Here is a 22,740-nt window from a genome sequence, read left to right on the forward strand (position 1 = left end):
TCAGTGCCCGGCCAGCGCAATCGGCGCCGGATGGGCCAGCCCGCCCCGGCACTTGAGCACGCGCACCTGCGCAGGCCGCGCCTCGACCGCCAGACGCAGAGCCGCCGGCGACGCATTGAGCGCCTCGCCCAATGCGCGCCAGGCAAACGCCAGGGTCTGCCCGGTTTCCGCCGCCACCTGCAGGCGGCGCAAGGCGCGGTCATCGGCCTTGCGCGGCCAGCACAGCACCGCGCCGCAACTGCCGGAACGCAGGCACTGTTCCGCCGCCCACAGCGCGTCGCGTTCCTCGGCCTGGATGACGGCGAGCTGGCGCAGGTCCACCCCGGCGTTGTGCCAGGCATGGGCGTACGGCGTGTAAGGCGGCGCCACCAGCACGATGCGCTCCCCCGCCGCCGACAGGCGCGCCAGGGTCGGCAGCACCAGTTGCAATTCGCCTACGCCCTCCGTGGCCATCAGGATTTCGCTGAGGGCTGACTCCGGCCAGCCACCGCTGGGCAGCACCGCATCCAGCGCCGCCAGCCCCGTGGGGTGCACGCTGGCCGGTGGCGCGGCGGGCCGGCCTTTCCACACGCGGCCGCCATTGAACAGCGTGTCCAGCGCAATGACGGCGCCCATCAACCCTGCCTCACCAGGCCGCAGAACACCCCTTCGATGGCCAGGTCCTGGTCAGGCCCCACCACGATGGGCTGATACGCAGGGTTGCGCGGCAACAGGCGCACGCTGTCGCCATGGCGCTCGAACCGCTTGATGGTGACTTCGCCATCCAGGCGCGCCACCACGATCTGCCCGTTTACGGCCTCGGCACTGCGGCGCACGCCCACCAGGTCACCGTCGAGAATGCCGTCTTCGATCATCGAATCGCCCTGCACCCGCAGCAGGTAATCCGGAGTTTTGGCGAACGTGGTCGGGTCCAGTTGCAGGCGGCTGTGCACCTCGGCATCGGCACCGATGGGCAGCCCGGCGGCCACGCGACCGAGCACCGGAACATCCAGCCAGTCGGGCCGCGCCGGCTGATTGAGCAGGCGAATGCCACGGGCCTGGTTGGGGTTGACCTCGATAAAACCGGCTTCAGTCAGCGCCAGCACATGCTTGCGTGCCACGCTGCGCGAGGCAAAGCCGAACGCCTCGGCGATCTCGGCGAGGCTGGGAGGCTGCCCTTGCTGCGCGATGCGATCGCGGATAAAGGTCAGAATGGCGGTACGGCGTGGGGTTAGAGTCGTCATGGAGTACATTTGTACTCCTGCGGGAAATTTCTGACAATAGCCGGTAGTCGGGAGTGTTCACTGAAGCCAGGCGCACCAATAGCCCCTACTGACAGCCCAAATCATCGCAAGTCGATAGGGCCATCCGGTCCAGCGTTTGAGTGATAGCGGAACGGCGGATAACTCTGCCTCAGTCATAAAACTTTTTTTCACTGAGCCCTACAGAAGGCCAAAAACGACGAATGTGTCGATGAGCATCACGAGGGTGTAGGCGACAAACCAGGACATCGTTAAGTCCCCTCTGGCCACCATTTGAACCACGCGTACCAAGCGCCTGTTGCGATAATCCAAATATAAGAAACACGATATGGCCACAATGCCCACCGCTTGAGCACCGGAGGAACAGATGCCAATTCCTCTTCAGTGACAAGGCCTGCTTTCAGAAAGCGCTTGGGCATCGAGAGGATGTCAATCATCAACCCCATACGATGAAACCGGTCGATTCGACTGTTTCTCTTCCAAAAGCGCTTATGCCTACGAACTTTTTCGTTATTGTCAAAGTAACTTTCCAGCTCGTCGAGTTTTGCATACTCGGCAAAAAGCATCAGGCTCAGGAGTACAAAAATACCCGCGAGGTGCACGATGATTAAGGCAAGAAAAAACGACACGGTCAGGCACCCTCTGGCTCGAAGATCAAGTCACCGTTGAGCTCAAGTATCTTTCCACCCAGAAATGCACTTTCATCACCAAGAACCGAACCTGCCTCATAGCCACCTGCAGCGCCGCCAATAACTGCGCAAGCAAGCGCACCCTGCCCTTTCATAGAAATACCCAACACCATATGGCAAACACTACGAGATAACTTCGCACCTATATGTCCACCAAAAACCGATCCCATTACCCCACCCACAAATCTGCCTGTCTCCACATACTTCGCTCTTCGACATTGCGCCTCTCTCCCCGTCACACACGCCTCCCTGACCTCCAACCCAGTAACGCCTACATCCAGCGCCAACCCAATGTAAGTCCCTTTGCCCAGCCATTTCGACATCTGCGCAATCTCCCGAATCCGCTTCGCATATCCCGCTATCTCACCTTTATGCAGATAGCTTCTGGTCGAAATTCCCAGCACTTTCCTCAACGACTCATTGCCGAGTAAACCTGTACCGAACCTCGCAGCACCTTGCAGTTGCAATTCCAACCGGCTGAACAACGTTTGGCGCTGGCGGATAAAGTTCTCCCTGCTCAGATCGCCACTTCTCAACCACTGATGCACTTGTTCGATGTCCTCCAACGTTTGCGCCACTTCATCCAGGTGCCGCGCCCAGGCCGATGTAGCACTGCCAATACCAATCGAGCCATACGCAAGAAAACTCTGCAGCAAATCATAATTGCCGATCACCACCGCGCCAGCCGACGTATTCAGCTCCAGGCTGCGACGAACCTGTTCAGCATGCCGCATCAACCAGGCCTCCTCGCCGGAACAGCTCACGCTGCCGGCATCGGGAATAATCACCAATTGCCCCGGTGCCACAAGACCGGGGCGCAGGTGTCGATTCAGTACGTCGAAATGATCAGAGCGCTGTCTATTCAGGCCGCCGCCCATCAAGCGCGATTTCAAACTCTCGTAGTCCGTTGTGCGGTCATTGATGTAGCTCTGCGCCATGCCTTACATCCGGGATGCAATGAAACTGGCGTCGAAATATAAGCAGGGAAGCACGGCGTGGACACAAGTCCGGGAGGGGTCCATCACATTTGGGAAGCTGCCTACACAGCAGAGAATTTGCGCTTACAGAAAGCGGCCCGACCTACCGTCAAACCTTTACCACTTTGGCGAGCGGGCCTGTCGTGGCGAGCGGGCTTGCCCCGCGTTGGGGTGCGAAGCAGCCCCAGAACCAGGCTCTGAGTAGTGTCAGGTACACCGCGTTTTTCTTGATTGGGGGCGCTTCGCACCCCAACGCGGGGCAAGCCCGCTCGCCACAACAGACCCCCTCCCACATTTGAACAGGTGTACATCCACAACCACGCCTAATACCCGGTCATCTCCAGATACCCCACCCCCCTCAAACTCCACCGGCCCTTCCCAGTACGGAATATTCAAATCCATCCAGGCCTTGGGGTTGACGGCTTGAGTCGTGATATCCAAGCCCTTGCCGGGAATCTTCAGCGACCAGCGCGTGGGAATACGGCGCCCGTCAATCTCGGTGGTGGCCAATGGCGTGAGCTGGATATCGGCGTTGTGCAAGGTCTGCGTCCCCCCTTGCGGATCAATCCAGGTACCCGTCAGGTAACCCGAACCGTCCTTCTGCCGCACACGAAACAGCATCAACTGCTCGCCCCTGTCCAGGTGCAGCGAAAACCAGTCCCAGCCCGTCTGGCTGGCGGCCAGGGGTTGGCTGCTCCACTCCCGATCCAGCCAGGCCGGCCCGGTCACCTGATACACCTTGCCATCCAGGCTGACAGTGCCGCTGGCCGTAAAAAACGGCTGACTGTAGTAATACGACGCCTGGCCCTGATCCGATTTACGGCTGTAGCCACGGTCACCTTGCAGCACCAGTGGGCGGCTGGAGGTCAAGCGCAAATCGTAGGCAAACTGCGCGCCGCCGGCCTTGAGTTGCATGTCTGTCAAGGGGCTGGCCGCGCCGGGACGGCTGGCAAAATTCCACTCGTCGATCCAGGCAGCAAACGGCTCCGCCTGGGCGCCGGCCTGGCCGACACCGCCACGGGCGTAGCGCTCGGCAGCGTAGTGGCGGGTGGCAGAAGTGACGGCCGCGTGGCCCAGCCAGACGGTGGAATCGCGCCAACCGGCCTGCGCGGGGCCCGCCTGCAAGGCGTTGCGAAACAGCGTCCACTGCACGCCAAACACATTGCCCTGGGCGTCCTTCAAGTTGGCGGTGACGTACCACCATTCAATGCGAAAGCCTGGATGCGCACCGTGGTCTGCGGGAAACGTGAACACCTTGCCTGGCACCACCTGGGCAAAATCCGCGGCATCGCTGCCAAGGCCGGCAAAGCTTTCTTCGGGGGCGGGGGCTTTGTCGCACGCACTCAACAGCAGCAACGCACACCACAACCAGGCTTTAATTTTCATGGGCGAAGGTCCTCAGCAGATCCGCCGGGCGGCTGCGGTATAGCTGCCACAGCGGCCAGGCCGAGGCCAGCAGCGTGGCGAGCATCGCCAGCCCCAGCAGTTGCGCCAGTTGCCACGGAAATACCTGCAACGGCAGGCGCCAGCCAAAGGCCTGCACGTTGATCACCGCATCCAGGCACCAGGCCAGCAGCAGGCCCAGGGGCAAGGCCAGCACCAGGGTCAGCACCGCCAGCAGCCAGGTCTGGCCCAGGTTGAGCAGCATCAGTTGTCGGCGCGTCACCCCCAGCGCCCACAACGGCGCGAGTTGGCCGAGGCGGCTTTGGCTCTGGGTCAACAGGCTGATGAACAGCGCCACGCCGGCGACGCCGAGGGTGAGGCTGTTGAGCGCGGCCGTGGCGGCAAACGTGCGTTCGAACACCTGGCTCGACCAGCCTTTGAGCTGCTGTTGATCGACAATGCGGCTGTCCTCCAGGGCAAAGGTGCGCTGCACGGCCTGGATCAGCGACGGTACCTGTTGCGGCAACACCCGCAGGTTGAAGCGCACCGGTGACAGCCCTGGCCAGTGCGCCAACAGGTGCTGTGAATCGACCAGCAGGTGGCCCTTGGGGTTGCCGTAGTCAGCGTAAATCCCGACCACCGAAGGCGACCAGTTGCCCTGCGCGGTGGGCACGCTGAGCGTATCGCCCAATCGCACTTTCAAGCGCCGCGCCAATTGTTCACTGAGCATCACCGTATCGCCTTGATGCAGGCGGTCCCAGGGTTGGCCGACGGCTTCCAGCAACGGCCAGTGCTGACGGTAGGTGGGGTCGTCGACCACGCCGAACACGTCCGCCGGCCAACCCTGTAATTGCACGCTGACCTGCCAGGCGGGCAGCACCGCCTGCACCTGCAGTTGGCGGGCCAGCCAGGTGTGCATCTGCTCGGCCTGCGCCGGGTTTTGCGGGTTGAGGTAGAGCTCGGCGGTAAGGCGCTGTTCCAGCCAGTTATCGAAGGTGTGGCGAAAGCCCGAGGTCATGGAGCCCGCGCCGATATTGGCCGCCAGCGCCAACAGCAGCGCCATCAGCGCCAGGCTCAGGGCCGGCAGTTGCTGACGGCAATCGGCGAGAAACCACTGTCCCAACACCGAACGGCTGCGCCCCAGCACGCCTTTGAGCAGCGCATTGAGCAACACCGGCAAGCCCAGCGCCGCGCCCAGCAACAGTGCGGCCATCAGCACAAACCCGGCGGCCAGGCTGTTGCCCAGCCACAGCGCCAGCAGCGCAATCAGCAGCGCCGCTCCCGCCACCCAACCCTGGCGCCGCAACCAGCGGCCATGGGCCTCATGCCAGGCCTGGGCATTGGCCAGCGCCAGCAGCGGCAAGCGTGCCGCGCGCCACAGGCTGCCGGCGCCGGCGAGCAGCGCGCCGAGCAGGCTCAAGCCGAGCCCGGCTACCCACCAGCCCGGGCTGAGGCTCAATTGGCCCGGCACCTCGGCGCCGTACAGGCCGCGTATGCTGGCGGCCACATCCGGCAGCAACAGGCTGGCCAGCAAGTACCCGCTGGCCACGCCCAGCACGCCGCCGAGCAACGCCAGCACGCCCAGCTCCACGCCCAGGCTGAGGATCAGCAGGCGCGCGCTGACCCCGCACGCGCGCAAGGTGCGCAGCAGGCTGCGTCGTTGCTCCAGGGCCAGGCCGATGGCGGCGTGGACGATAAACAACCCGACCACAAAGGACAGAAAACCCAGGGCATCCAGGTTCAGGTGAAAGCTTTCGGTGAGGCGCGCGAGGTTGTTGTCTTCGCCCTGCTTGAGCTGCAAGCCGGCCGGCGGCGTGGGATGGGTGGCGGCGAAGGTTTTGTCCAGCAGCAGGCGCGACAATTGCCCGGGCATGCCCAGCAAGGGTTGGGCAAAGCAGATGTCCATCAGCAGCAGCCCGGGGGCCATGTCCGGCTGGGCCTGCAAAGGCGGCAGGGCTTGCCCGCTGGTGGTATGCGCTTGCTCGCCCTCGCGCAGGCCCAGCGCGTGCAGGGTCTGCGGCGAAATCCAGGTGCGCCCCGGCGCGGCAAAAAACGCGAGCATTTGCGCCTGGCTCAAGCGCTGCCCTGCCACCGCGCCACTGCCGGGCAGGGACAGCGGTTCGATGCCCATTAACTGCAGGCGCTGGTCTTCATGCCCCTTGAGCAACACGCGCCCCTGCACCACCGGCGACACCGGCCAGCCGGCGCGACGCAACTGGGCAAACAGCGCCTCGGGGAAAGCGGCCGCATCCGGCGCACTCAGGCTGGCTTGCGGCTCGCCGCCGATCAACTGGCCGGCGCGTGCGTAGCTATCCCGCGCTTGACTGTTGAGGGCTTGCACACCGGTGAGCAACGCCGTGGCGAGCCACAAGCCGGTGAGCACACTGAAAAACTGCACGGGGTGACGCCGCCAGTGGCTGAGCAGCGCGCGCAACGCCCAATAAAATACCCTCATCTCAAGAGGCAACGGCGGGCACGACCAGCCCGCGATGCAGCACCACCTGGCGGTCGAGCCGCGCCGCGATGCGCGGGCTGTGGGTGACCATCAACAGGCTGGTGGGGCTGTCGCGCAGCAGGTCCAGCAGCAGTTGCAGCACGTCATCGCTGGTGCCTTCATCGAGATTGCCGGTGGGTTCATCCGCCAGCAGCAGGCCCGGCCGTGACGCCAGCGCACGGCCCACCGCCACCCGCTGCTGCTGACCGCCGGAGAGTTGCTCGGGATAGCGCTTGAGCAAGTCGCCCAGGCCCAGGCGCTCGACCAACTGCGCCTGCCACTGCGGATCAAAACGCCCAGCCAGGCGCGCCTGGAAGGCCAGGTTATCGTCGACGCGCAAACTGCCGATCAGGTTGAACTGCTGGAACACCAGGCCGATTTCGCTGCGCCGCCATTGCGCCAGTTGCGCCTCGCCCAGTTGGTCCAGGCGCTGCTCGCCCACCTGGATACTGCCGCCGTCCACACGGTCGAGCCCGGCCACCAGATGCAGCAGCGTGCTCTTGCCGCTGCCCGACTCCCCCATCAGCGCCAGGCTGCTGCGCTCGCCCAGCTGCAGGTCGACGCCGGCCAGCACCGCCAGCGGCCCCTGGGGGGTGGTGTAGCTCTTGCGCACGCCGTGCACCTGCAACATAAACACGCTCACTTGGAAAACTGAAAACGAGAATAACGGCTGATGGCGCCAAGTACGCAAATTTTTCACATGGATTTCACCACCTGCCCACCCCTGTCACTTTAAATTGCCGGCGCATTACTGATGAATCGGCAACTTGTTAGTTATTCAGTGCGACAACTTTTAACCGCAGGATGTTCAGCCAAAAGACAGCCACCCTGTGACAGCCTCTTTATCCCACTGCGGGCCTCCGTTAATGCATTGCGCCTACTTGAATATTAATAAATACGGCCATGGTGAATGATGTGGTTGACCTCACGCTGACCAAACCGCGCACGCGCCGACGCTTTATCAAGCGCTGGCGAACGTGGCGGATGAGCCTTGCCGTCGTAAGCCTGATGCTTGCGGGCTGGCTGTTGTGGCCTGCAACACCCCGCGACCTGGGTGTGGGCAAGCGGCTGCTGACTGCGCACCTGCTGCCTGCCTGGCGGGAAGGCGAACTGATCGTGCTGGTGCGCCATGAAGAGCGCTGTGATCGCTCGAAAAACCCCTGCCTCGGCCCGTCCGACGGCCTCACCGTCGTCGGCAACCAACATGCCGAGGCGCTGGGCAAAGCCTTCAACGTATTGGGCATGACGCGCACCGACGTGCTCGCCAGCCCCGCCACTCGCACGGCCCAGACGGCCCATGCAATGTTCGGCAACGTCCAATTGACGGCCGATCCGCAGGCCATCTGCGGCGAGGCGATCGGCGAACAGCTGCTGCAGCACAAACACCCCGGGCGCAACCTGATCTTCGTCACTCACAGTGGCTGCATCGCCGACTTCGAAAAAGCCCTGGGCTACCCCCACGCGGCGTTTCCCCAATACGGCAGTGCGCTGTTCATACGGGCAAGGGCCGACGGCAGGTTCGACACCCTGGGACTGGTCAATGGTCCGGCATGGACGGCTGTTTTGAAAAACCTCTGAACACACTTTTTTACATATCCAGCATTACCTATTCAGCAAAATGACAGGCCTGTTCTGGCATGTTGAGCCGCGCCCGTTAATTAACGGCGCCCCACATAACTCGACCCAGTTAGTGAACATTTTGAGTCTTGCTCTTATTACTTATATAGCCCCCCACTCCGTCATTAAGTGTCAAGGCGCCGCGCGCTCATGACCCGACTAAAACCTCTGCCCTTACTGTTGCTGGCAATCGCCGCATTTTACCTGCTGCCCCTCGGCCTGCATGGCCTGTGGGTGCCCGACGAAACCCGCTACGCCCAGATCAGCCAGGAAATGCTCACCAGCGGCAACTGGGTATCCCCGCATTTCATGGGTTTGCGCTACTTCGAAAAACCTGCCGGCGGCTACTGGTTGATCGCCCTCGGTCAGGCGGTGTTCGGCCAGAACCTGTTCGGCGTGCGGATTGCCTCGGCACTCACCACCGCCCTGAGTGTATTGCTGGCCTACCTGATCGCCCGCCGCCTGTGGAACGATCCGCGCAAAAGCTACGCCTGCGCCCTGCTCTACCTGAGCTTCGGCCTGGTGGCCGGGCAAGCCGGGTACTCCAACCTCGATCCGCAATTCACGCTCTGGGTCAATCTCAGTCTGGTGGCGCTGTGGTTCGCCCTCGACAGCCGCACGCCACGGGCCCGACTCGGCGCCTGGGCGCTGCTCGGGGTAGCTTGCGCCATGGGCTTCATGACCAAAGGGTTCCTGGCCTGGCTGCTGCCGGTGCTGATCGCGGTGCCCTACTTGTTGTGGCAACGCAGGCTGGGTGAATTGCTGCGCTATGGCCCACTGGCCGTGGGCGTTGCCTTGCTGCTGTGCCTGCCCTGGACCTGGGCGATTCATGTGCAGGAACCGGATTACTGGCGCTTCTTTTTCTGGCACGAACACATCCGCCGATTTGCCGCCGATGATGCACAGCATGCGCGGGCGTGGTGGTTCTTCCTGCCGATCATGGTGGTGGCGTGCCTGCCCTGGGCCGGGTTGCTGCCCAGCACACTGCTCAAAAGCTGGCGGGAAAAACGCCAGCCGGCCATCGTGTTCCTTTCCCTCTGGCTGTGGCTGCCGCTGGCGTTTTTCAGCCTGAGCCGGGGCAAGCTGCCAACCTACATCATGCCGTGCCTGTTGCCGCTGGCCCTGTTGATGGGGCATGCGCTGATCGACCTGGTTCACCAGCACAAGCCACGCGCCATCCGCCTCAACGGCGTGATCAATCTGGTCGTCGGCCTGCTCGCGATGGTGGCCTTGATCTATCTGCAAATCGACCGCCCGCTGTACGGCAACAGCCATGCCGAGATGTTCAGCCTGTCGCTGGCATTTATCGTGCTGCTGGGCTGGATTCTTGCCAACCTGCTGCAGGCCTTCCGCCCGCTGACGCTGTGGGCGACACCGGCGCTGGGCATCGGCCTGCTGGTGGTGTTGCTGCCGGTGGGCATGCCGGCGCAGATCGCCAACAGCGAAATGCCCGACCAGTTCGTGCTCGAACACCTGGACGAACTGCAGCAGACCCAGGCGCTGTTGAGCAATCAACTGGAATCGGCCTCCGCGCTGGCCTGGCGACTGAACCGCGCGGACGTCACGCTTTACAACACCGAAGGCGAACTGCGCTACGGCCTGACGTATGCGGATGCAGCGCACCGCAAGGTCAACCTGGACACTGTCCAGGCCTGGCTCGCCGAGGCGCGCAAGCACGGCTCGGTCGGCGTGCTGCTGCGCGTCAGAAGCACCAGCGAACACCGTGAAGAGGGGCAACTGCCACCCGGTGGCAAGCGCTACCGCAAGGGCGACCTGGTCATTACCCTCTACCCGCAATCCCCTTAGGAATACCCATGAGTTTCTGGAAAACCGAACGCGGCGCACTGCTGTTGCTGCTGGGCGTATCAGCCCTGCTCCTGCTGCTGGGCCTGGGCAGCCGCGACCTGTGGGGACCGGAAACACGCTGGGCGAATATCGCCCTGCAGATGCTGCAAAGCGGCGACTACTTCGACCCTTATCTCAAGGGCGCACCCTACTATGACAAACCCCTGCCCTCCTACTGGCTGATCACCGGCTTTGCCAACCTGATGGGCGGCCTGGGCCCGTGGTCGCTGCGCCTGTCGTCGGTGATCGCCGCGTGGTTGAGCATCTGGCTGGTGTACCTGATCGGCGAGCGCCTGTTTCGCAAGGGCACCGGGCTGATTGCCGGCTGGATGCTGGCCACCACGTTCTATTTTCTGTTCTGGGCGCGGGTGGCCACGGCGGATGTGCTCACCGTGTGCGGCGTGCTGGCCGCCGTGTGGTGGTACTGGCGCGGGCCGGACGACACCCGGCTGGGGCGCTACACAGTATTTTTCCTGCTGCTGGCGGCGACCTCATTGTTCAAGGGGTTGATCGGCTTCGTACTGCCGGGCCTGGTGCTGTTACCGCACCTGCTCAGCGAACAGCGCTACAAACGCCACTTCAACCTGCGCCTGCTGCTGGCCGTGATTATCGCCGGCGCGTTCTACGCGATTCCCTTCGTACTGTCCCATCTCTATGGCGCCCCCACCTATGGCGAAAGCGGCCTGGAGCTGGTGTTCAAGGAAAACGTAGTGCGCTTCTTCGACCCCTTCGACCATATGGGGCCGATCTACACCTACCTGATCTACCTACCGGCGTACACCCTGCCCTGGGCACCCTGCTGGATGCTCGGCCTGTGGCTGGCGCTGCGCCACTGGCGCGAAACGCCGCCCAATGTGCGCTGGCTGGTGTGGGGCCTGGGCCTGTTGTTCGTGTTCTTTACCGCCAGCGGTAGCCGACGCAGCTACTACGTACTGCCCCTGGTACCTTTTGCGCAACTGCTGGCAGCGTGGTGGTTGACTGAACGCCTGGCGAAAAAACCCGCCGGTTGGCCGCGCTGGAAAAAGGGCTTTGGCTGCGCTGCGGGCTTGATGCTGCTGGTGATCGGCGGCGTGTATCCCTGGACCAACGGTAATGGCGGCGTGACGCAGTTTGTCGAGGATGTGAAAGCACAGGCGGTGAAAACAGCACCGTGGGATCAGTGGCAGATGGTGCTGGTGGAAGTCGACAACAAGCTGCCGATGTACCTGAACAATGGCGGCAAGCCGTTCTACTACGTCAGCGAAACCCAAAACTTCCCGCGCCAGGGCGACAGCGCCGCGTTCATGGCCTGGCTGGAGAAAACCAGCGGCCAGGAATTTGATCCACAGCACACCATCATCATCGCGCAGTTCTCCAAAGACGACCCGACGCCGCTGGCGTTTCTGGGAGTAGATCACCACGTGATCGTTACCCAGCCGGATAATGGGGAGCGGTTGTTTCACAAGCGCGAAGGTGGGAGTGTGGGGTTTCTTCCAGTGAGTAAATGAAGCGACCCGGTGCTTACAGACACTGAATACCCAGTGTGGAAGGCTCCGCCAAATCTTCGACTTAGCGCTGTCGCGCAGCAAACTGGAGACGATTCGACTCGCTCGCGAAGGTGATTTTTCGGTGTACCTATCCGTTTCTGCGGTGACGGCGAATTAGGGTTCCGCCCTTACGGCGGGTCACTTTGGAGAAGCCCCAAAGGGCGCCTCAGATCAAAATCAAGAGCGCGGCGGCCTGAGAGCCGACCGGTAATGCTCTGCGCAGCGTCAGGTAAACCGCGTTCTGTCGAATTGGGGGCGCTTCGCACCCCAGCGCGGGGCAAGCCCGCTCGCCACAAAAGCCCGCTCGTCAGAGAGGTTCCGGTTTGCTGCGCGACAGCGCTAACCGAATCTCCCACATTGACCGCAATCTATAGGGGCGTTGGTTAATGGGATTTGGTCATGGTTTGTTAAGGGCCAGCAAGGCGCGTCCCTTTTAATTGCAGGACGTTTCCTAGACAATCTCTGCCGCCTTGCGCCTGTTGGAGTCGGTGGCTAGTCTGCGGCCCGTCACTGCCAATTCAGTGATCGGGTTTAGTCGCCCGCTACTCCAAATTCGGCGCATGGTCCATGCAGTTTCATGGTGGCTGTGCGCAGGGCACCCTCGGGTGCGCCGGATTTTCCGATTTTGGCCGGTCGACTAACCTGCGTACAGCCGCCACCTTTCGTTTAGTCGCGACAGGTACGGCTCCTTAGTCAAAATTCGGAGTTACACCATGAACAAAGCCCTACCCGATCCACCTCACGATCGCAGCGCCTTCCACCGCGCCATTGACCGTCACTCACCCACAAAAGACTTCCATTGCGTCAATGAAGACCTGAGCTTCGAAGATGCCCTGCTCTTCACCGCCAGCTTGCTGGACAGCGCCTCGGTGACGGCACTCGATTGCAGTGAGCACCTGGAGAGCCCCGAACGGGCGAAGATTCTGGCGGTGTGGCATTTGCTGGAGATTGCCAGGACCACGGTGGATCGCTCTATCCACTGCATGAACAACCCAAAAACCACTGCCTGAACGCGCGAAAAAAATGTGGGAGGGGGCTTGCTCCCGATGGCGGTGAATCAGTCAGCCAATCATTGGCTGACCCACTGCCATCGGGAGCAAGCCCCTCCCACAGGGAGCGTATTTCAAGATCAGGTTCAGCGTAATTCTGGCCCTCAAATCCTGCGACGACGATTGAGTTGCGGAATGGTGGTTTGCGCCACTTCCACTCGCTGCACCCGCGCCTGGGTGCGCGCTGCCAGTTGTGCCAGTGTCGGCTGGCTGAACAGGGTGCGCGCATCCACTTCCAGCCCGGCCTTGCGCAGGCGTGCCACCAGGTTGACCGCCAGCAGGGAATGCCCGCCCAGCTCGAAAAAGTGGTCATGACGCCCCACCCGTTCCAGCTTCAGCACGTCGGCCCAGATTCCGGCCATGGTGGTTTCCACCTCGCCTTGCGGTGCTTCGTAGGCGCGGCTGATCACCGCTTCCAGGCCCGGTTCCGGCAGGGCCTTGCGGTCGAGTTTGCCGGCCGGGTTCAGCGGCAGCGCATCGAGCTGCACGAAGGCCGCCGGCACCATGTACTCGGGCAGTTGCTCCAGCACATGGATGCGCAGCGCTTCCAGGCTCGGTGCCTGTTCGCGCACGGTGAAATACGCCACCAGCCGCTCTTCGCGGATCAGCACCGCCACTTCACGCAACGCCGGGTGCGCCAGCAGGCGTGATTCGATCTCGCCCAACTCCAGGCGCACGCCGCGTAGCTTGACCTGGAAGTCATTGCGCCCCAGAAACTCCAGGTTGCCGTCCGGCAGGTAACGCACCAGATCGCCGCTGCGATACAGGCGGTCGCCGGCCACGAACGGGCTGTCGATAAAGCGCTCGGCGGTCATCTGCGCCAGGCCCAGGTATCCGCGTGCCACGCCTACCCCGCCGATATGCAACTGGCCGCTGACGCCCAGTGGCACCGGCGCGTCGTGGTCGTCGAGCACATACAGGCGGGTGTTGTTGATCGCGCGGCCGATCGGCAGTTGCAGTGCCGGCACCGGTGCGCCGGGTTCAAGGGTCCAGGCGCTGCTGTCGACGGTGGCTTCGGTGGGACCGTAGACATTGTGCAGGCGCACCTGCGGCAAGCGCGTTTGCACGCCACGGGCCAGGGCTTCGGTGAGTTCGCCGCCGCCGCACAGCACGTCGGTGAGGCTGGTGCACAGCGCTGACTCGTCCAGTTCCAGAAACTGCTGCAACATCGCCGGCACGAATTTGATCACGCTGATGCGCTGCTCGCGAATCACTTGCGCCAGGTACGCTGGTTCCCGATGCCCGTCAGGTCGCGCCAGCACCAGGCGCATACCATTGGTCAGCGGCCAGAACAGCTCCCACACCGAGCCGTCGAAGCTGAACGGCGCGCGTTGCAGCAGCGCGCCGCCTTCAGCGTTCGGGCACAGTGTGGAGCCCCAGTGCATCAGGTTGCTCAGCCCGCGATGCTCGATCATCACGCCTTTGGGCGTGCCGGTGGAGCCGGAGGTGTACATCACGTAGGCCAGGTTGGCGGCGCTCAGGCCCGGCACCAACGGATTGCCGATCGGCGCGTGGCGCCAGGCGCAGCAGTCGAAGTCGATCAGCGGGATCGACACGTCGCCCGGCAGGTCGCGCGTTGCGGCATGCACCAGCAGCGCTACCGGCTGGCTGTCGTGCAGCATGTAGGCCAGGCGCTCGCGCGGGTAGCCCGGGTCCAGCGGCACGTAAGCGCCGCCGGCCTTGAGAATCGCCAGCAGGCCCACGACCAGATCCAGCCCGCGCTCGACGCACAGCGCCACCCGCGAATCGGGCTGTACCCCGCGCTCACGCAGGTGGTAGGCCAACTGGTTGGCGCGCTCGTTGAGCTGTTGGTAACTCAGCTGGTGTTCGCCGGCCTGCACCGCGACGGCGTGAGGGATATGTCGCGCATGCGCCTCGAACAGTGCCTGCACGCTGAGGGTGTCGGGGTAGACGGTGTCGGTGGCGTTGAAGTCCACCAGCAAGGTGCGCAACTCGTCGGCGGGCAGCACCGGCACGTCGCGCAGCGGCGATGTCGGCGCCTGTTCCAGTGCCTGCACCAGGCCGTGCACGGCCGTGTCGAGGTAGGCCAGCAGCCGCGCGGCGCCGACCTTGCGCGGCGCCTTGGCCTTGAGACGAAACCCCTCGGCGGTGTCGTCCACCGTGAGCATCAGCGGGTAGCTGAGGATGTCCTCACTGCTGAGCAGGGCAATCCCGGGCACCAGCTTCAACTCGGGGTCGGCCGAGGTATGCCGGTAATTGAGCAGGCTGTTGAACAACGGCGAGGCGCTGCTGCAACGCTGGGCCAGCGCCAGCGACGCCTGCTCGTGAACGAGCAAGGCACTCAGTTGGGCGTGGGTATCACTCAGCGCATCCAGCACAGTTTGCCCGGCCAGTTGCACCCGCAGCGGCAGTGTATTGATGAACATGCCCAGTGCGCGGTCGGCGCCCTCGCCCGCCTGCAGGCGACCCAGCAATACGGTGCCGAACACCACGTCATCGCGGCCCGACACACGGCTGAGCACCTGCGCCCAGGCCAGGTGAAACAGACTCGCGGCACTCACGCCCAGGGCGCGGGCCTGTTCGCGCACGCATTGATTGAGGTGCTCGTCGAGGGCCTGTTCGGCCTCTTCACTGTCGGCGCGATTGGCCTGGCGCTCCTGCAAGCCGAACGCCAGTGTCGGCTCGTCGACATCCGCCAGACGCTCACGGAAAAACGCCTCGTGCGCGGCCTGGCGCGCCGGCAAGCGGCTCTGCGCGACCACATTGCGATACGGCACCGGCGCCGGCAGTTGCGCCTGCTGGCCGAGCAGGTGCGCGCGAATCTCGTCCACCAGCACGGTGGTCGAGGTGGCGTCGTTGACCAGGTGATGAAAGCGCAATCGCGCAATCCAGCGTTGCTGCTGCGGCTGTTCGGCGTAGTCCATGGCCATCAGCGGCGCCTGGCGCAGGTCCAGCGGCTCATCACTGTCGCCCAGCGGCGCGACGCGCAACTGCGCCTTGCGCCACACCACCTGCATCGGTTGCTCCAGCGCATCCCAGGCCAGGCTGGTGCGCAGGATGTCATGCCGGTCGATCACCTGTTGCAGGGCCTGGGCAAAGGCATCGAGCTGTTCGCGCCGGGCAAAGCTGAACATCGCGTGCTGCTGGTACGGATCGCGCTCATCGGTGAGGTGGTGGTAGAGCAAGCCCTCCTGCAACGGCGCCAGCGGGTAGATGTCCTGCACATTTGCCGCGCCGCCGGGAATACCCGCGACGATGCGGTCGATGCTGGGCTGGTCGAGTTCGGCAAGGGCCAGCAGGTCCGGGGTGATGTGGGTGCAACCTGGCGCAATTCGGTTGGCCGGCACCGCCACCTCGCGGCGCTGGCTGACGGCTGCCAGCGCCGCCAGGGTGGGCTGGCCGAACAGCACCTGCACGTCGGCATGCAGCCCGGCCTGACGCATGCGCTGCACCAGTTGCACCGCCAGCAGTGAGTGCCCGCCCAGCTCGAAGAAATGATCATGCCGGCCCACTTGCCGCACCTGCAGCAGCTCGGCCCAGATCTGCGCCAGGATGGTTTCCGCACCGTCGTGCGGGGTTTCGTAACGGCGGCTGACAAAGGCATCCTGGGTCGGTGCCGGCAACGCCTTGCGGTCGAGTTTGCCGTTGGCGGTAAGGGGCAGACTGGTCAGCTTCACGTAGGCGGCGGGCAGCATGTAGTCGGGCAGCGACGTTTGCAGGTGGGCGCGCAGGGTGTCGATATCGATAGGGTGATGCTCGATGAACCAGGCCAGCAGTTGTCCCTCGCGGAACTGCACCACGGCCTCCTTGACGGCGGGATGGCCGGCCAGGGCGGTTTCGATTTCCCCGAGTTCGATGCGCACGCCGCGAATTTTCACCTGGTCGTCATTGCGCCCCAGGTATTCAAGGTTGCCATCGGGCAGCCAGCGCGCCAGGTCGCCGGTGCGGTACAGACGGCCGGCGCTGAACGGGTCATCCAGAAAACGTTCGGCGCTGAGGTCCGGGCGGTTGAGGTAACCGCGCGCCACGCCCTTGCCGCCGACATACAACTCACCCGCAACGCCAATCGGCAGCAGGCGTTGCCGGGCATCCAATACGTAGACCTGGGCATTGGCGACAGGCGCGCCGATAGGCAGCAGGCTTCCCACTTCAACCCTTCCGGACGTGGCGACCACCGTGGCTTCGGTGGGCCCGTAGTTGTTGATCACATCGAAGGTTTGTGCACGGTTGAACGCACGCAGGCGGTCGCCACCGATGAGCAAGGTGTGCAGGGTCGGGTGTTCCAGGCGCTGGCTGAAAGCGTACTCGGCCACCGGCGTGGGCAGGAAGCACACGTCCAGCGGCTGGGCGCGCCACCAGTCGAGCAGCGCGTCGATGTCTTCGGCACCGTCATGGGCCGGCGGCAGGTGCAGCGTGGCGCCCACGCACAGGGCCGGCCACACCTCCCAGGCCATCGCATCGAAGCCGAACCCGGCGACGCTGGCGGTGTGGCTGCCCGCGCGCAGGTTGAAGGCCCGGCAGTGCCAGTCCACCAGGTTCGACACACTGTGGTGCTCGACCATCACGCCTTTGGGCAGGCCGGTGGAACCGGAGGTGTAGATCACGTAGGCAAGGTGCGTGGGCTGCACCGCCACGTCAGGGTTGGTGCCCAGGTGCAACGCGGGACGGTCCAGCGCGATCACCGGTACGTCCAGCGCAGGCAGGCGCTGGCGCAAGTCATGCTGGGTCAGCACGGCGACCGGGGCGCTGTCGTGCAGCAGGTAGTTGAGGCGCTCGGCGGGATGGGCCGGGTCCAGCGGCACATAGCAGGCGCCGGACTTGAGAATCGCCAGCAGCCCCACCAGGGTGTCCAGCCCGCGCCGGGCCAGGATCACCACGCGATCGTCCGGCTGTACGCCCTGTTCGATAAGCTGATGGGCCAGGGCATTGGCCTGTTGATTGAGCTGGGCATAGCTCAGTTGCCGGCCCTGATACACCGCCGCCACGGCCTGCGGCGTGCGCGCAGCCTGGGCTTCGATGCGCGCGTGCAGGGTGCGCGGCTGAGTATCGGGCTGGGCGGTGGCGTTGAACTGTTGCAGTTGCGCCTGCTCGGCCGGGGTAATCAGGGACAATTCGGCGAGGGTGAGCGCCGTGTCCTCCAGGCCCTGCTCCAGCAACCCGATGACGCGTTCAGTCAGTGCCTGGACCTCGTCGTGACTGAAATACGCCTCGTTGTACACGCAATGCAGGCATGCGGTGTCCTGCACGCGATTGCTGCGCAGGTGCATGGCAAGCGGCAGCGCTTCATGGTGGTTGGAAACCTTGATGGCCCGGGCCTGGACCTCGCCATAGCGCAGGTCATGATCGTCCTGCTCGTAGGACACCGACACCTCGAACAGCTGGCCGCGGTCGCTACGGCGCAGGCCCAGTTCACGGTTCATGTCGCTCAAGGGGAAGCGCTGGTGGCGCATGTCCTGCTTGAGCTGGTCGCGCACGCCGCGCACCAGTTCGGCGAAAGACAGCTGCTCGTCAAATTGAAAACGTACCGCGCTGACCTGGGCAAACATCCCTACCGTCGCGCGAAAACGCGCGTTGGCGCGGTTGAGCATCGGCAGTCCTGCCACCCATTCCTCGCGCTGATAGGTGCGGGTGAAACACACATATAACGCCGCCAGCAATAGATGGAACGCCGAGGCGTGGTGACGCTTGGCCACGTCTTCCATGCGGTGCAGCAACGCCACGGGAAACCCTTGCACCAAGGTGCTGCTCGGCGCTGGCGCGGTGTGCCGTGGCGTCAGCAGCGGCTCGGGCAAGGTCTGGTATTTGTCCAGCCAATACGCGCGGTCGCGGACGTAACGCGACGACTGCCGGTAGTGCTGGTCGGCGTCGATGAAGTCGATATACGACGGCGCCAGCGGCTGCGGCTGACGGCCCTGCACCAGGCCCGTGTAGAGCTGCGCCAGGGACTGCAGCATCTGGCCGAAGCCCCAGCCATCAAGGATCAGGTGATGGGCCTGGGTGCCGAGCCAATAGCGGTCAGCGTCGAGCTTGACCAGAAAAAAGCGGAACAACGGCTCGCCCTGCAACCCATAGGGCCGAGCCATCTGCGCCTGCATCAAGGCCTGCGCGGCAACCTGCGGCTCGGGCAAGGACGAGAAATCATACCGCGCCACCTCTACCGTCAATGCCGCAGCGAAGTGCTGGCGTGGCAAGCCGTCAGCGTCGCTGAACAATTGGGTGCGCAGCCCATCGTGCAGGGCCACCAGTTGCTCGATGGCCTGCTGGATCAGCGCGGGCTCCACAGGGCCGGCAAAGTCGAGAAAACCACCGATGTTGTAGAGCGGCGAGTCACCCGCGCGCTGTTGGTCGAGCCAGATATCCTGCTGGGCGGCGGTGAGCGGGAAGCTGGGCGACGGGCTGGAAATGTGCGGCATAAGATCCTTCTCATGGGGGCTCGCCAGGGAGGTCCATCACGGCGAAATTGCCGGATTTGAGCATGGGGGTACGGGGCTGCCTGACACCCCAAACCCGGACATTCAAATGAATGGAACCGGCTCGGCTGAAGGTTCACCGCTGAAACGATTAAAGCGGTGTAGGACATTGGCTATATAACGCCGAGGATGGCAATTAGACACCCTCGCTATAAAATTGAATTATCTTTATAAATCAATAATTTATAAAATTATAAAAATCCGAGCTGGTTATTCGTCTGTGGAAATACCTGACAGAACCGTCGATTTAATGGCGGTACTTTTATGGCAGGTTGTGTCCCACGTTTCCGCTACATACGTAGGACAAATCCATATGGCTAAATGAAATCTCGAACGCCGAGTCACGTTCAAGCACCACGGCGCGCCCCGCACAGACCCAGGGCGCCCGATGGCGGTTTTCGACATCAAGGATGAGATGGCTATGAGTCTGACGCGCACCATGAGCAACACAACCAGCCCGCATTTCTATGCCGAAATGGGCGAACTGATTTCAAACAGCGGCCAGGAAGATTTCGCCGCGCACATGCTGCACCTGGTGGACAAATGGGTGCCGATCCACATGGTTGACCTCAGCGAGTGGACCCTCGACGAACTGCACGACCGCGTGCTCGATATCAAGCTGCTGGGCAGTGCGGGGCTCAAAAGCGAGCTGTCTGCGCCCCAGACCCTGCACCCGCTCAAGGACCATCCGCTGCTGCGGGAGATGCTGCGCATGCAGGACCCGCTGCTGATTCAAATGCGCGCCCAACCCAACAGCGCGCACCCGCGCGGCACCTCGCACCAGTGCAACCTCGTGGCACGCCAGGGCAATCGGCGCCAGGTGATTTCGTTCTACCGCCCGCCGGCCCAGCGTGGGTTCTCCCTGGCGGAGCTGTCGTTTCTCAAGTGCCTGTCGGACACCCTGCTGCCGCTGCTGGAGCGTCATGCCCAATGGCTTCACCAGGCGCCGCAGAGCGGCAGGGAACCGGTGCATAACCCGCTGGAGCAATCGCAATTGCAGCGCGAGTTCTACAAGCGGCTGTCGCTGAGCGATATCACGTTGTCGGCACGCGAGCAGGAAGTCTGCCTGGGCCTGCTGACTGGCGGCACCGTGCCGCAGATGGCGGAAAAACTCAGCGTGAAAAACAGCTCGATTGAAACCTACCTCAAGCGCGCTGCCGCCAAACTGGGCGTAAGTGGCCGCCATGGCCTGGCCAAATGGATGGTGGGCGCTTGATGACCAGAACCACCCTCACCGCCGTCGGCATGGCCTGCCTGCTCGGCGGTTGTTCGCTGATTCCCGAGTACCACCGGCCCCAGGCACCGGTGCCGCAGCATTACCCCCAGGACGGGGTGTATCGCCAGGCGCAAGCGGGCACGCAAACCACCTCGGACTGGCAGCACCTGTTCCATGACCCGGCGCTGCAACAGCTGATGGGTGATGCACTGGTCAACAACCGCGACCTGCGGGTGGCGGCGCTGAACGTCGCGGCGTTCCAGGCGCAGTACCGCATCCAGCGTGCCGACCTGTTTCCGGCGGTGTCCGCCACCGGTGCCGGCAAGCGCCAAAACGTGCCGGGGGATGTGACGGGCACCGGCAAGTCAGCGATCACCTCCAGCTATTCGGCCACCCTGGGCATCAGCGCCTATGAACTGGACCTGTTCGGCCGTGTACGCAGCCTCAGCGAACAGGCGATGCTCACCTACCTGGGCACCGCAGAAGCCAGGCGAAGCGCGCAGTTGAGCCTGGTGGCGAATGTCGCCAACGCGTACCTCACGTGGCGCGCCGACCAGGAACTGCTGGACCTGGCCCGGCAAACCCTGGCCGCCAACGAACGCAGCCTGCACCTCACCGAGCGCAGCAAAAGCGCGGGCAAGGCCTCGGCGGTGGATGTGGTGCAAGCGCGCACCAGTGTCGAAAGCACCCGCGCCAGCCTGGCCCGTTACCAGCGCCAGGTGGCCCAGGACCTCAACAGCCTCGCCTTGCTGGTCGGCGGCCCGGTGGACCCAAACCTGCCGTCGCGCCCGCTGGCGGACGACTTGGTAGCTCGGGTGCCCGCCGGCCTGCCCTCGGACCTGCTGCAGCGCCGCCCGGATATCCTCCAGGCCGAATACCAGTTGCAGGCCGCCAACGCCAATATCGGTGCCGCCCGCGCTGCGTTTTTCCCCTCGGTAAGCCTCACGGCCAATGCCGGCAGTGCCAGCACCGAGCTGTCGGGGTTGTTCAAGGGCGGCTCGGGCACCTGGACGTTCCAACCGCAGATCAACCTGCCGATTTTCAACGCTGGCAGCCTGCGTGCCAGCCTCGATTACGCCAGGCTGCAAAAAGACATCACGGTGGCCCAGTACGAAAAATCGATCCAGACCGCCTTTCAGGAAGTGGCCGATGGTCTCGCCGCGCGCCAGACATTCGTCGACCAGCTCAACGCGCAACGGGATTTTGTGGCCGCCAGCCAGCGCTATTACGACCTCGCCCAGCACCGCTATCGCAGCGGAGTGGACAGTAACCTGACGTTCCTGGACGCACAACGCTCGCTGTTCAGCGCGCAGCAGGCGCTGATTGTGGATCGACTGGCGCAGTTGATGGCAGAGGTGAACCTGTATACGGCGCTGGGTGGTGCGTGGGCCGAAGCCCCGCGCCTGGCCGCTTCGCCCTAGAGCAGTTTCAGCCCGATGATTGAACGGTTGCTCCAATCCGATTCGCGCAGCTCGGATGCCTTCCCGTAGTTATCCAGCTTGCCGTTGATGACTGCCATTGAATGCGCTAAGCCAGAGACCGTGCCGATCGCTCCCTGCCTGAAGTCTTCAAGAGTAGCCGGGGTCACGTAGTTCTTCAGGCCCAGGCGGCGCAGGGCCTGCCCTGGGTACTCGCCATCGTTCAAGCTGTTCAGGGCAGCGGCATAACCCAGGTGGCCGACGCCATCATTGTTTTCCAGCTGAGCACGCTTGGCGCTGACGGCATACAGAAACTGCGCATTGACCAGCACATCATTGGGCCTGTCGGCCTTGAAGTCCGAGGCTTTGCCGGCTTGCTCCAACTCTGCGTAACTGATGCGCAGTCTGTAGGCATCGCGCATGACAACCTCAACACCCGTGGCCGTCGCCTGGACGCGCTTGAAGACGCCGTGGGGATTATGACCAAACCTCATCATGGCGGCCTTGATTGCGGAAATGGTGACGCAATTCCCTTCAACGTTCTGGTAAAAGTCCGTGAATACGTCAGCGGGTTTTATGCCGATGTTGGCCGCCGTTCCGCGGATGAACCGGCCAGCTCCACCCACCCCCGGATCCAGATTTTCAGCCTGTGTGATGCGTCGGCGATTCACTTCATGGGTGTCATACCGCCCACTCCTGCGTTCGGACAATTGCCTGAGCCGCTCGCCCAACACGCCCAGCGCGCTGATCAAACCTTCTGCATTCTGCCTTGACGCGGGCTCAATCGGCATCTGCGCTGCGGAATAATCGGTCCTTCCAAAATACACATTCAACCCCAGCATTTTTCACCTCCA

The 22,740-nt window shown here is 63.3% G+C and carries 14 protein-coding genes and 1 pseudogene; 6 read left to right on the forward strand and 9 right to left on the reverse strand.

The features are described 5' to 3' along the window. The 7 genes and pseudogenes from imuA to RHM60_RS05805 all read right to left on the reverse strand — a co-directional run bounded on the left by imuA (nt 1) and on the right by RHM60_RS05805 (nt 7,415). Complete coding sequence (gene imuA, locus RHM60_RS05775; protein ID WP_322213919.1) at nt 1–615, reverse strand: translesion DNA synthesis-associated protein ImuA; 615 nt, start codon at nt 613–615, stop codon at nt 1–3. Further along, nucleotides 615–1,232: a transcriptional repressor LexA gene (gene lexA / locus RHM60_RS05780; protein WP_057007451.1), complete on the reverse strand. Its 618-nt coding sequence runs from the start codon at nt 1,230–1,232 to the stop codon at nt 615–617. Before lexA ends, imuA begins: the two co-directional genes overlap by 1 nt. A gap of 260 nt (nt 1,233–1,492) precedes the next feature. After that, nucleotides 1,493–1,870 (reverse strand): hypothetical protein, encoded by a 378-nt coding sequence (locus tag RHM60_RS05785; protein ID WP_015372368.1) that lies wholly within the window; start codon nt 1,868–1,870, stop codon nt 1,493–1,495. Between the two features lie 2 nt (nt 1,871–1,872). After that, the gene (locus tag RHM60_RS05790) at nt 1,873–2,868 is read right to left on the reverse strand and encodes a hypothetical protein (protein ID WP_322213920.1); all 996 of its coding nucleotides are present in this window, start codon (nt 2,866–2,868) and stop codon (nt 1,873–1,875) included. A 362-nt stretch (nt 2,869–3,230) separates the two neighbouring features. Next, nucleotides 3,231–4,293: pseudogene (locus RHM60_RS05795) on the reverse strand (lipocalin-like domain-containing protein). Further along, nucleotides 4,283–6,745, reverse strand: a complete 2,463-nt coding sequence (locus RHM60_RS05800; protein ID WP_322213921.1) for an ABC transporter permease — start codon at nt 6,743–6,745, stop codon at nt 4,283–4,285. Before RHM60_RS05800 ends, RHM60_RS05795 begins: the two are co-directional and overlap by 11 nt. Before the next feature lies 1 nt (nt 6,746). Next, complete coding sequence (locus RHM60_RS05805; protein ID WP_322213922.1) at nt 6,747–7,415, reverse strand: ABC transporter ATP-binding protein; 669 nt, start codon at nt 7,413–7,415, stop codon at nt 6,747–6,749. Nucleotides 7,416–7,687: 272 nt separating this feature from the next. Here RHM60_RS05805 and RHM60_RS05810 point away from each other — a divergent pair, with 272 nt between their 5' ends. The 4 genes from RHM60_RS05810 (at nt 7,688) to RHM60_RS05825 (ending at nt 12,782) form a co-directional block, all read left to right on the forward strand. Further along, nucleotides 7,688–8,362: a histidine phosphatase family protein gene (locus RHM60_RS05810; RefSeq protein ID WP_322213923.1), complete on the forward strand. Its 675-nt coding sequence runs from the start codon at nt 7,688–7,690 to the stop codon at nt 8,360–8,362. A gap of 189 nt (nt 8,363–8,551) precedes the next feature. After that, the gene (arnT, locus tag RHM60_RS05815; protein WP_322213924.1) at nt 8,552–10,207 is read left to right on the forward strand and encodes a lipid IV(A) 4-amino-4-deoxy-L-arabinosyltransferase; all 1,656 of its coding nucleotides are present in this window, start codon (nt 8,552–8,554) and stop codon (nt 10,205–10,207) included. An 8-nt stretch (nt 10,208–10,215) separates the two neighbouring features. After that, a complete protein-coding gene (locus RHM60_RS05820; protein WP_322213926.1) occupies nt 10,216–11,733 on the forward strand; it encodes an ArnT family glycosyltransferase in 1,518 nt (505 codons plus the stop codon). A 752-nt stretch (nt 11,734–12,485) separates the two neighbouring features. Beyond that, nucleotides 12,486–12,782 (forward strand): DUF6124 family protein, encoded by a 297-nt coding sequence (locus RHM60_RS05825; RefSeq protein ID WP_209982750.1) that lies wholly within the window; start codon nt 12,486–12,488, stop codon nt 12,780–12,782. Between the two features lie 143 nt (nt 12,783–12,925). On the opposite strand, the gene RHM60_RS05830 is transcribed toward RHM60_RS05825, so the two are convergent. Beyond that, nucleotides 12,926–19,195, reverse strand: coding sequence for a non-ribosomal peptide synthetase (locus RHM60_RS05830; RefSeq protein ID WP_322213927.1), 6,270 nt, complete (start codon nt 19,193–19,195; stop codon nt 12,926–12,928). Nucleotides 19,196–19,673: 478 nt separating this feature from the next. Between RHM60_RS05830 and RHM60_RS05835 the strand changes: the two genes are divergently transcribed. Further along, a complete protein-coding gene (locus RHM60_RS05835; protein ID WP_209982753.1) occupies nt 19,674–20,468 on the forward strand; it encodes a helix-turn-helix transcriptional regulator in 795 nt (264 codons plus the stop codon). After that, complete coding sequence (adeC, locus tag RHM60_RS05840; RefSeq protein WP_322213928.1) at nt 20,468–21,889, forward strand: AdeC/AdeK/OprM family multidrug efflux complex outer membrane factor; 1,422 nt, start codon at nt 20,468–20,470, stop codon at nt 21,887–21,889. The genes RHM60_RS05835 and adeC overlap by 1 nt, the downstream gene beginning before the upstream one ends. Here adeC and RHM60_RS05845 read toward each other — a convergent pair. Further along, the gene (locus tag RHM60_RS05845; RefSeq protein ID WP_231422944.1) at nt 21,886–22,728 is read right to left on the reverse strand and encodes a hypothetical protein; all 843 of its coding nucleotides are present in this window, start codon (nt 22,726–22,728) and stop codon (nt 21,886–21,888) included. The genes adeC and RHM60_RS05845 overlap by 4 nt on opposite strands. Nucleotides 22,729–22,740 lie beyond the last annotated feature (12 nt).

Origin of the sequence: Pseudomonas sp. MH9.3 (assembly GCF_034354675.1) — a bacterium.
GTDB lineage: Bacteria > Pseudomonadota > Gammaproteobacteria > Pseudomonadales > Pseudomonadaceae > Aquipseudomonas.

Coding starts and splice junctions, on each gene's coding strand:
- imuA (WP_322213919.1), bottom strand. CDS start 615: ATGGGCGCCGTCATTGCGCTGGACACGCTGTTCAATGGCGGCCGCGTG.
- lexA (WP_057007451.1), bottom strand. CDS start 1,232: ATGTACTCCATGACGACTCTAACCCCACGCCGTACCGCCATTCTGACC.
- RHM60_RS05790 (WP_322213920.1), bottom strand. CDS start 2,868: ATGGCGCAGAGCTACATCAATGACCGCACAACGGACTACGAGAGTTTG.
- RHM60_RS05800 (WP_322213921.1), bottom strand. CDS start 6,745: ATGAGGGTATTTTATTGGGCGTTGCGCGCGCTGCTCAGCCACTGGCGG.
- RHM60_RS05805 (WP_322213922.1), bottom strand. CDS start 7,415: ATGTTGCAGGTGCACGGCGTGCGCAAGAGCTACACCACCCCCCAGGGG.
- RHM60_RS05810 (WP_322213923.1), top strand. CDS start 7,688: ATGGTGAATGATGTGGTTGACCTCACGCTGACCAAACCGCGCACGCGC.
- arnT (WP_322213924.1), top strand. CDS start 8,552: ATGACCCGACTAAAACCTCTGCCCTTACTGTTGCTGGCAATCGCCGCA.
- RHM60_RS05820 (WP_322213926.1), top strand. CDS start 10,216: ATGAGTTTCTGGAAAACCGAACGCGGCGCACTGCTGTTGCTGCTGGGC.
- RHM60_RS05825 (WP_209982750.1), top strand. CDS start 12,486: ATGAACAAAGCCCTACCCGATCCACCTCACGATCGCAGCGCCTTCCAC.
- RHM60_RS05830 (WP_322213927.1), bottom strand. CDS start 19,195: ATGCCGCACATTTCCAGCCCGTCGCCCAGCTTCCCGCTCACCGCCGCC.
- RHM60_RS05835 (WP_209982753.1), top strand. CDS start 19,674: ATGAGTCTGACGCGCACCATGAGCAACACAACCAGCCCGCATTTCTAT.
- adeC (WP_322213928.1), top strand. CDS start 20,468: ATGACCAGAACCACCCTCACCGCCGTCGGCATGGCCTGCCTGCTCGGC.
- RHM60_RS05845 (WP_231422944.1), bottom strand. CDS start 22,728: ATGCTGGGGTTGAATGTGTATTTTGGAAGGACCGATTATTCCGCAGCG.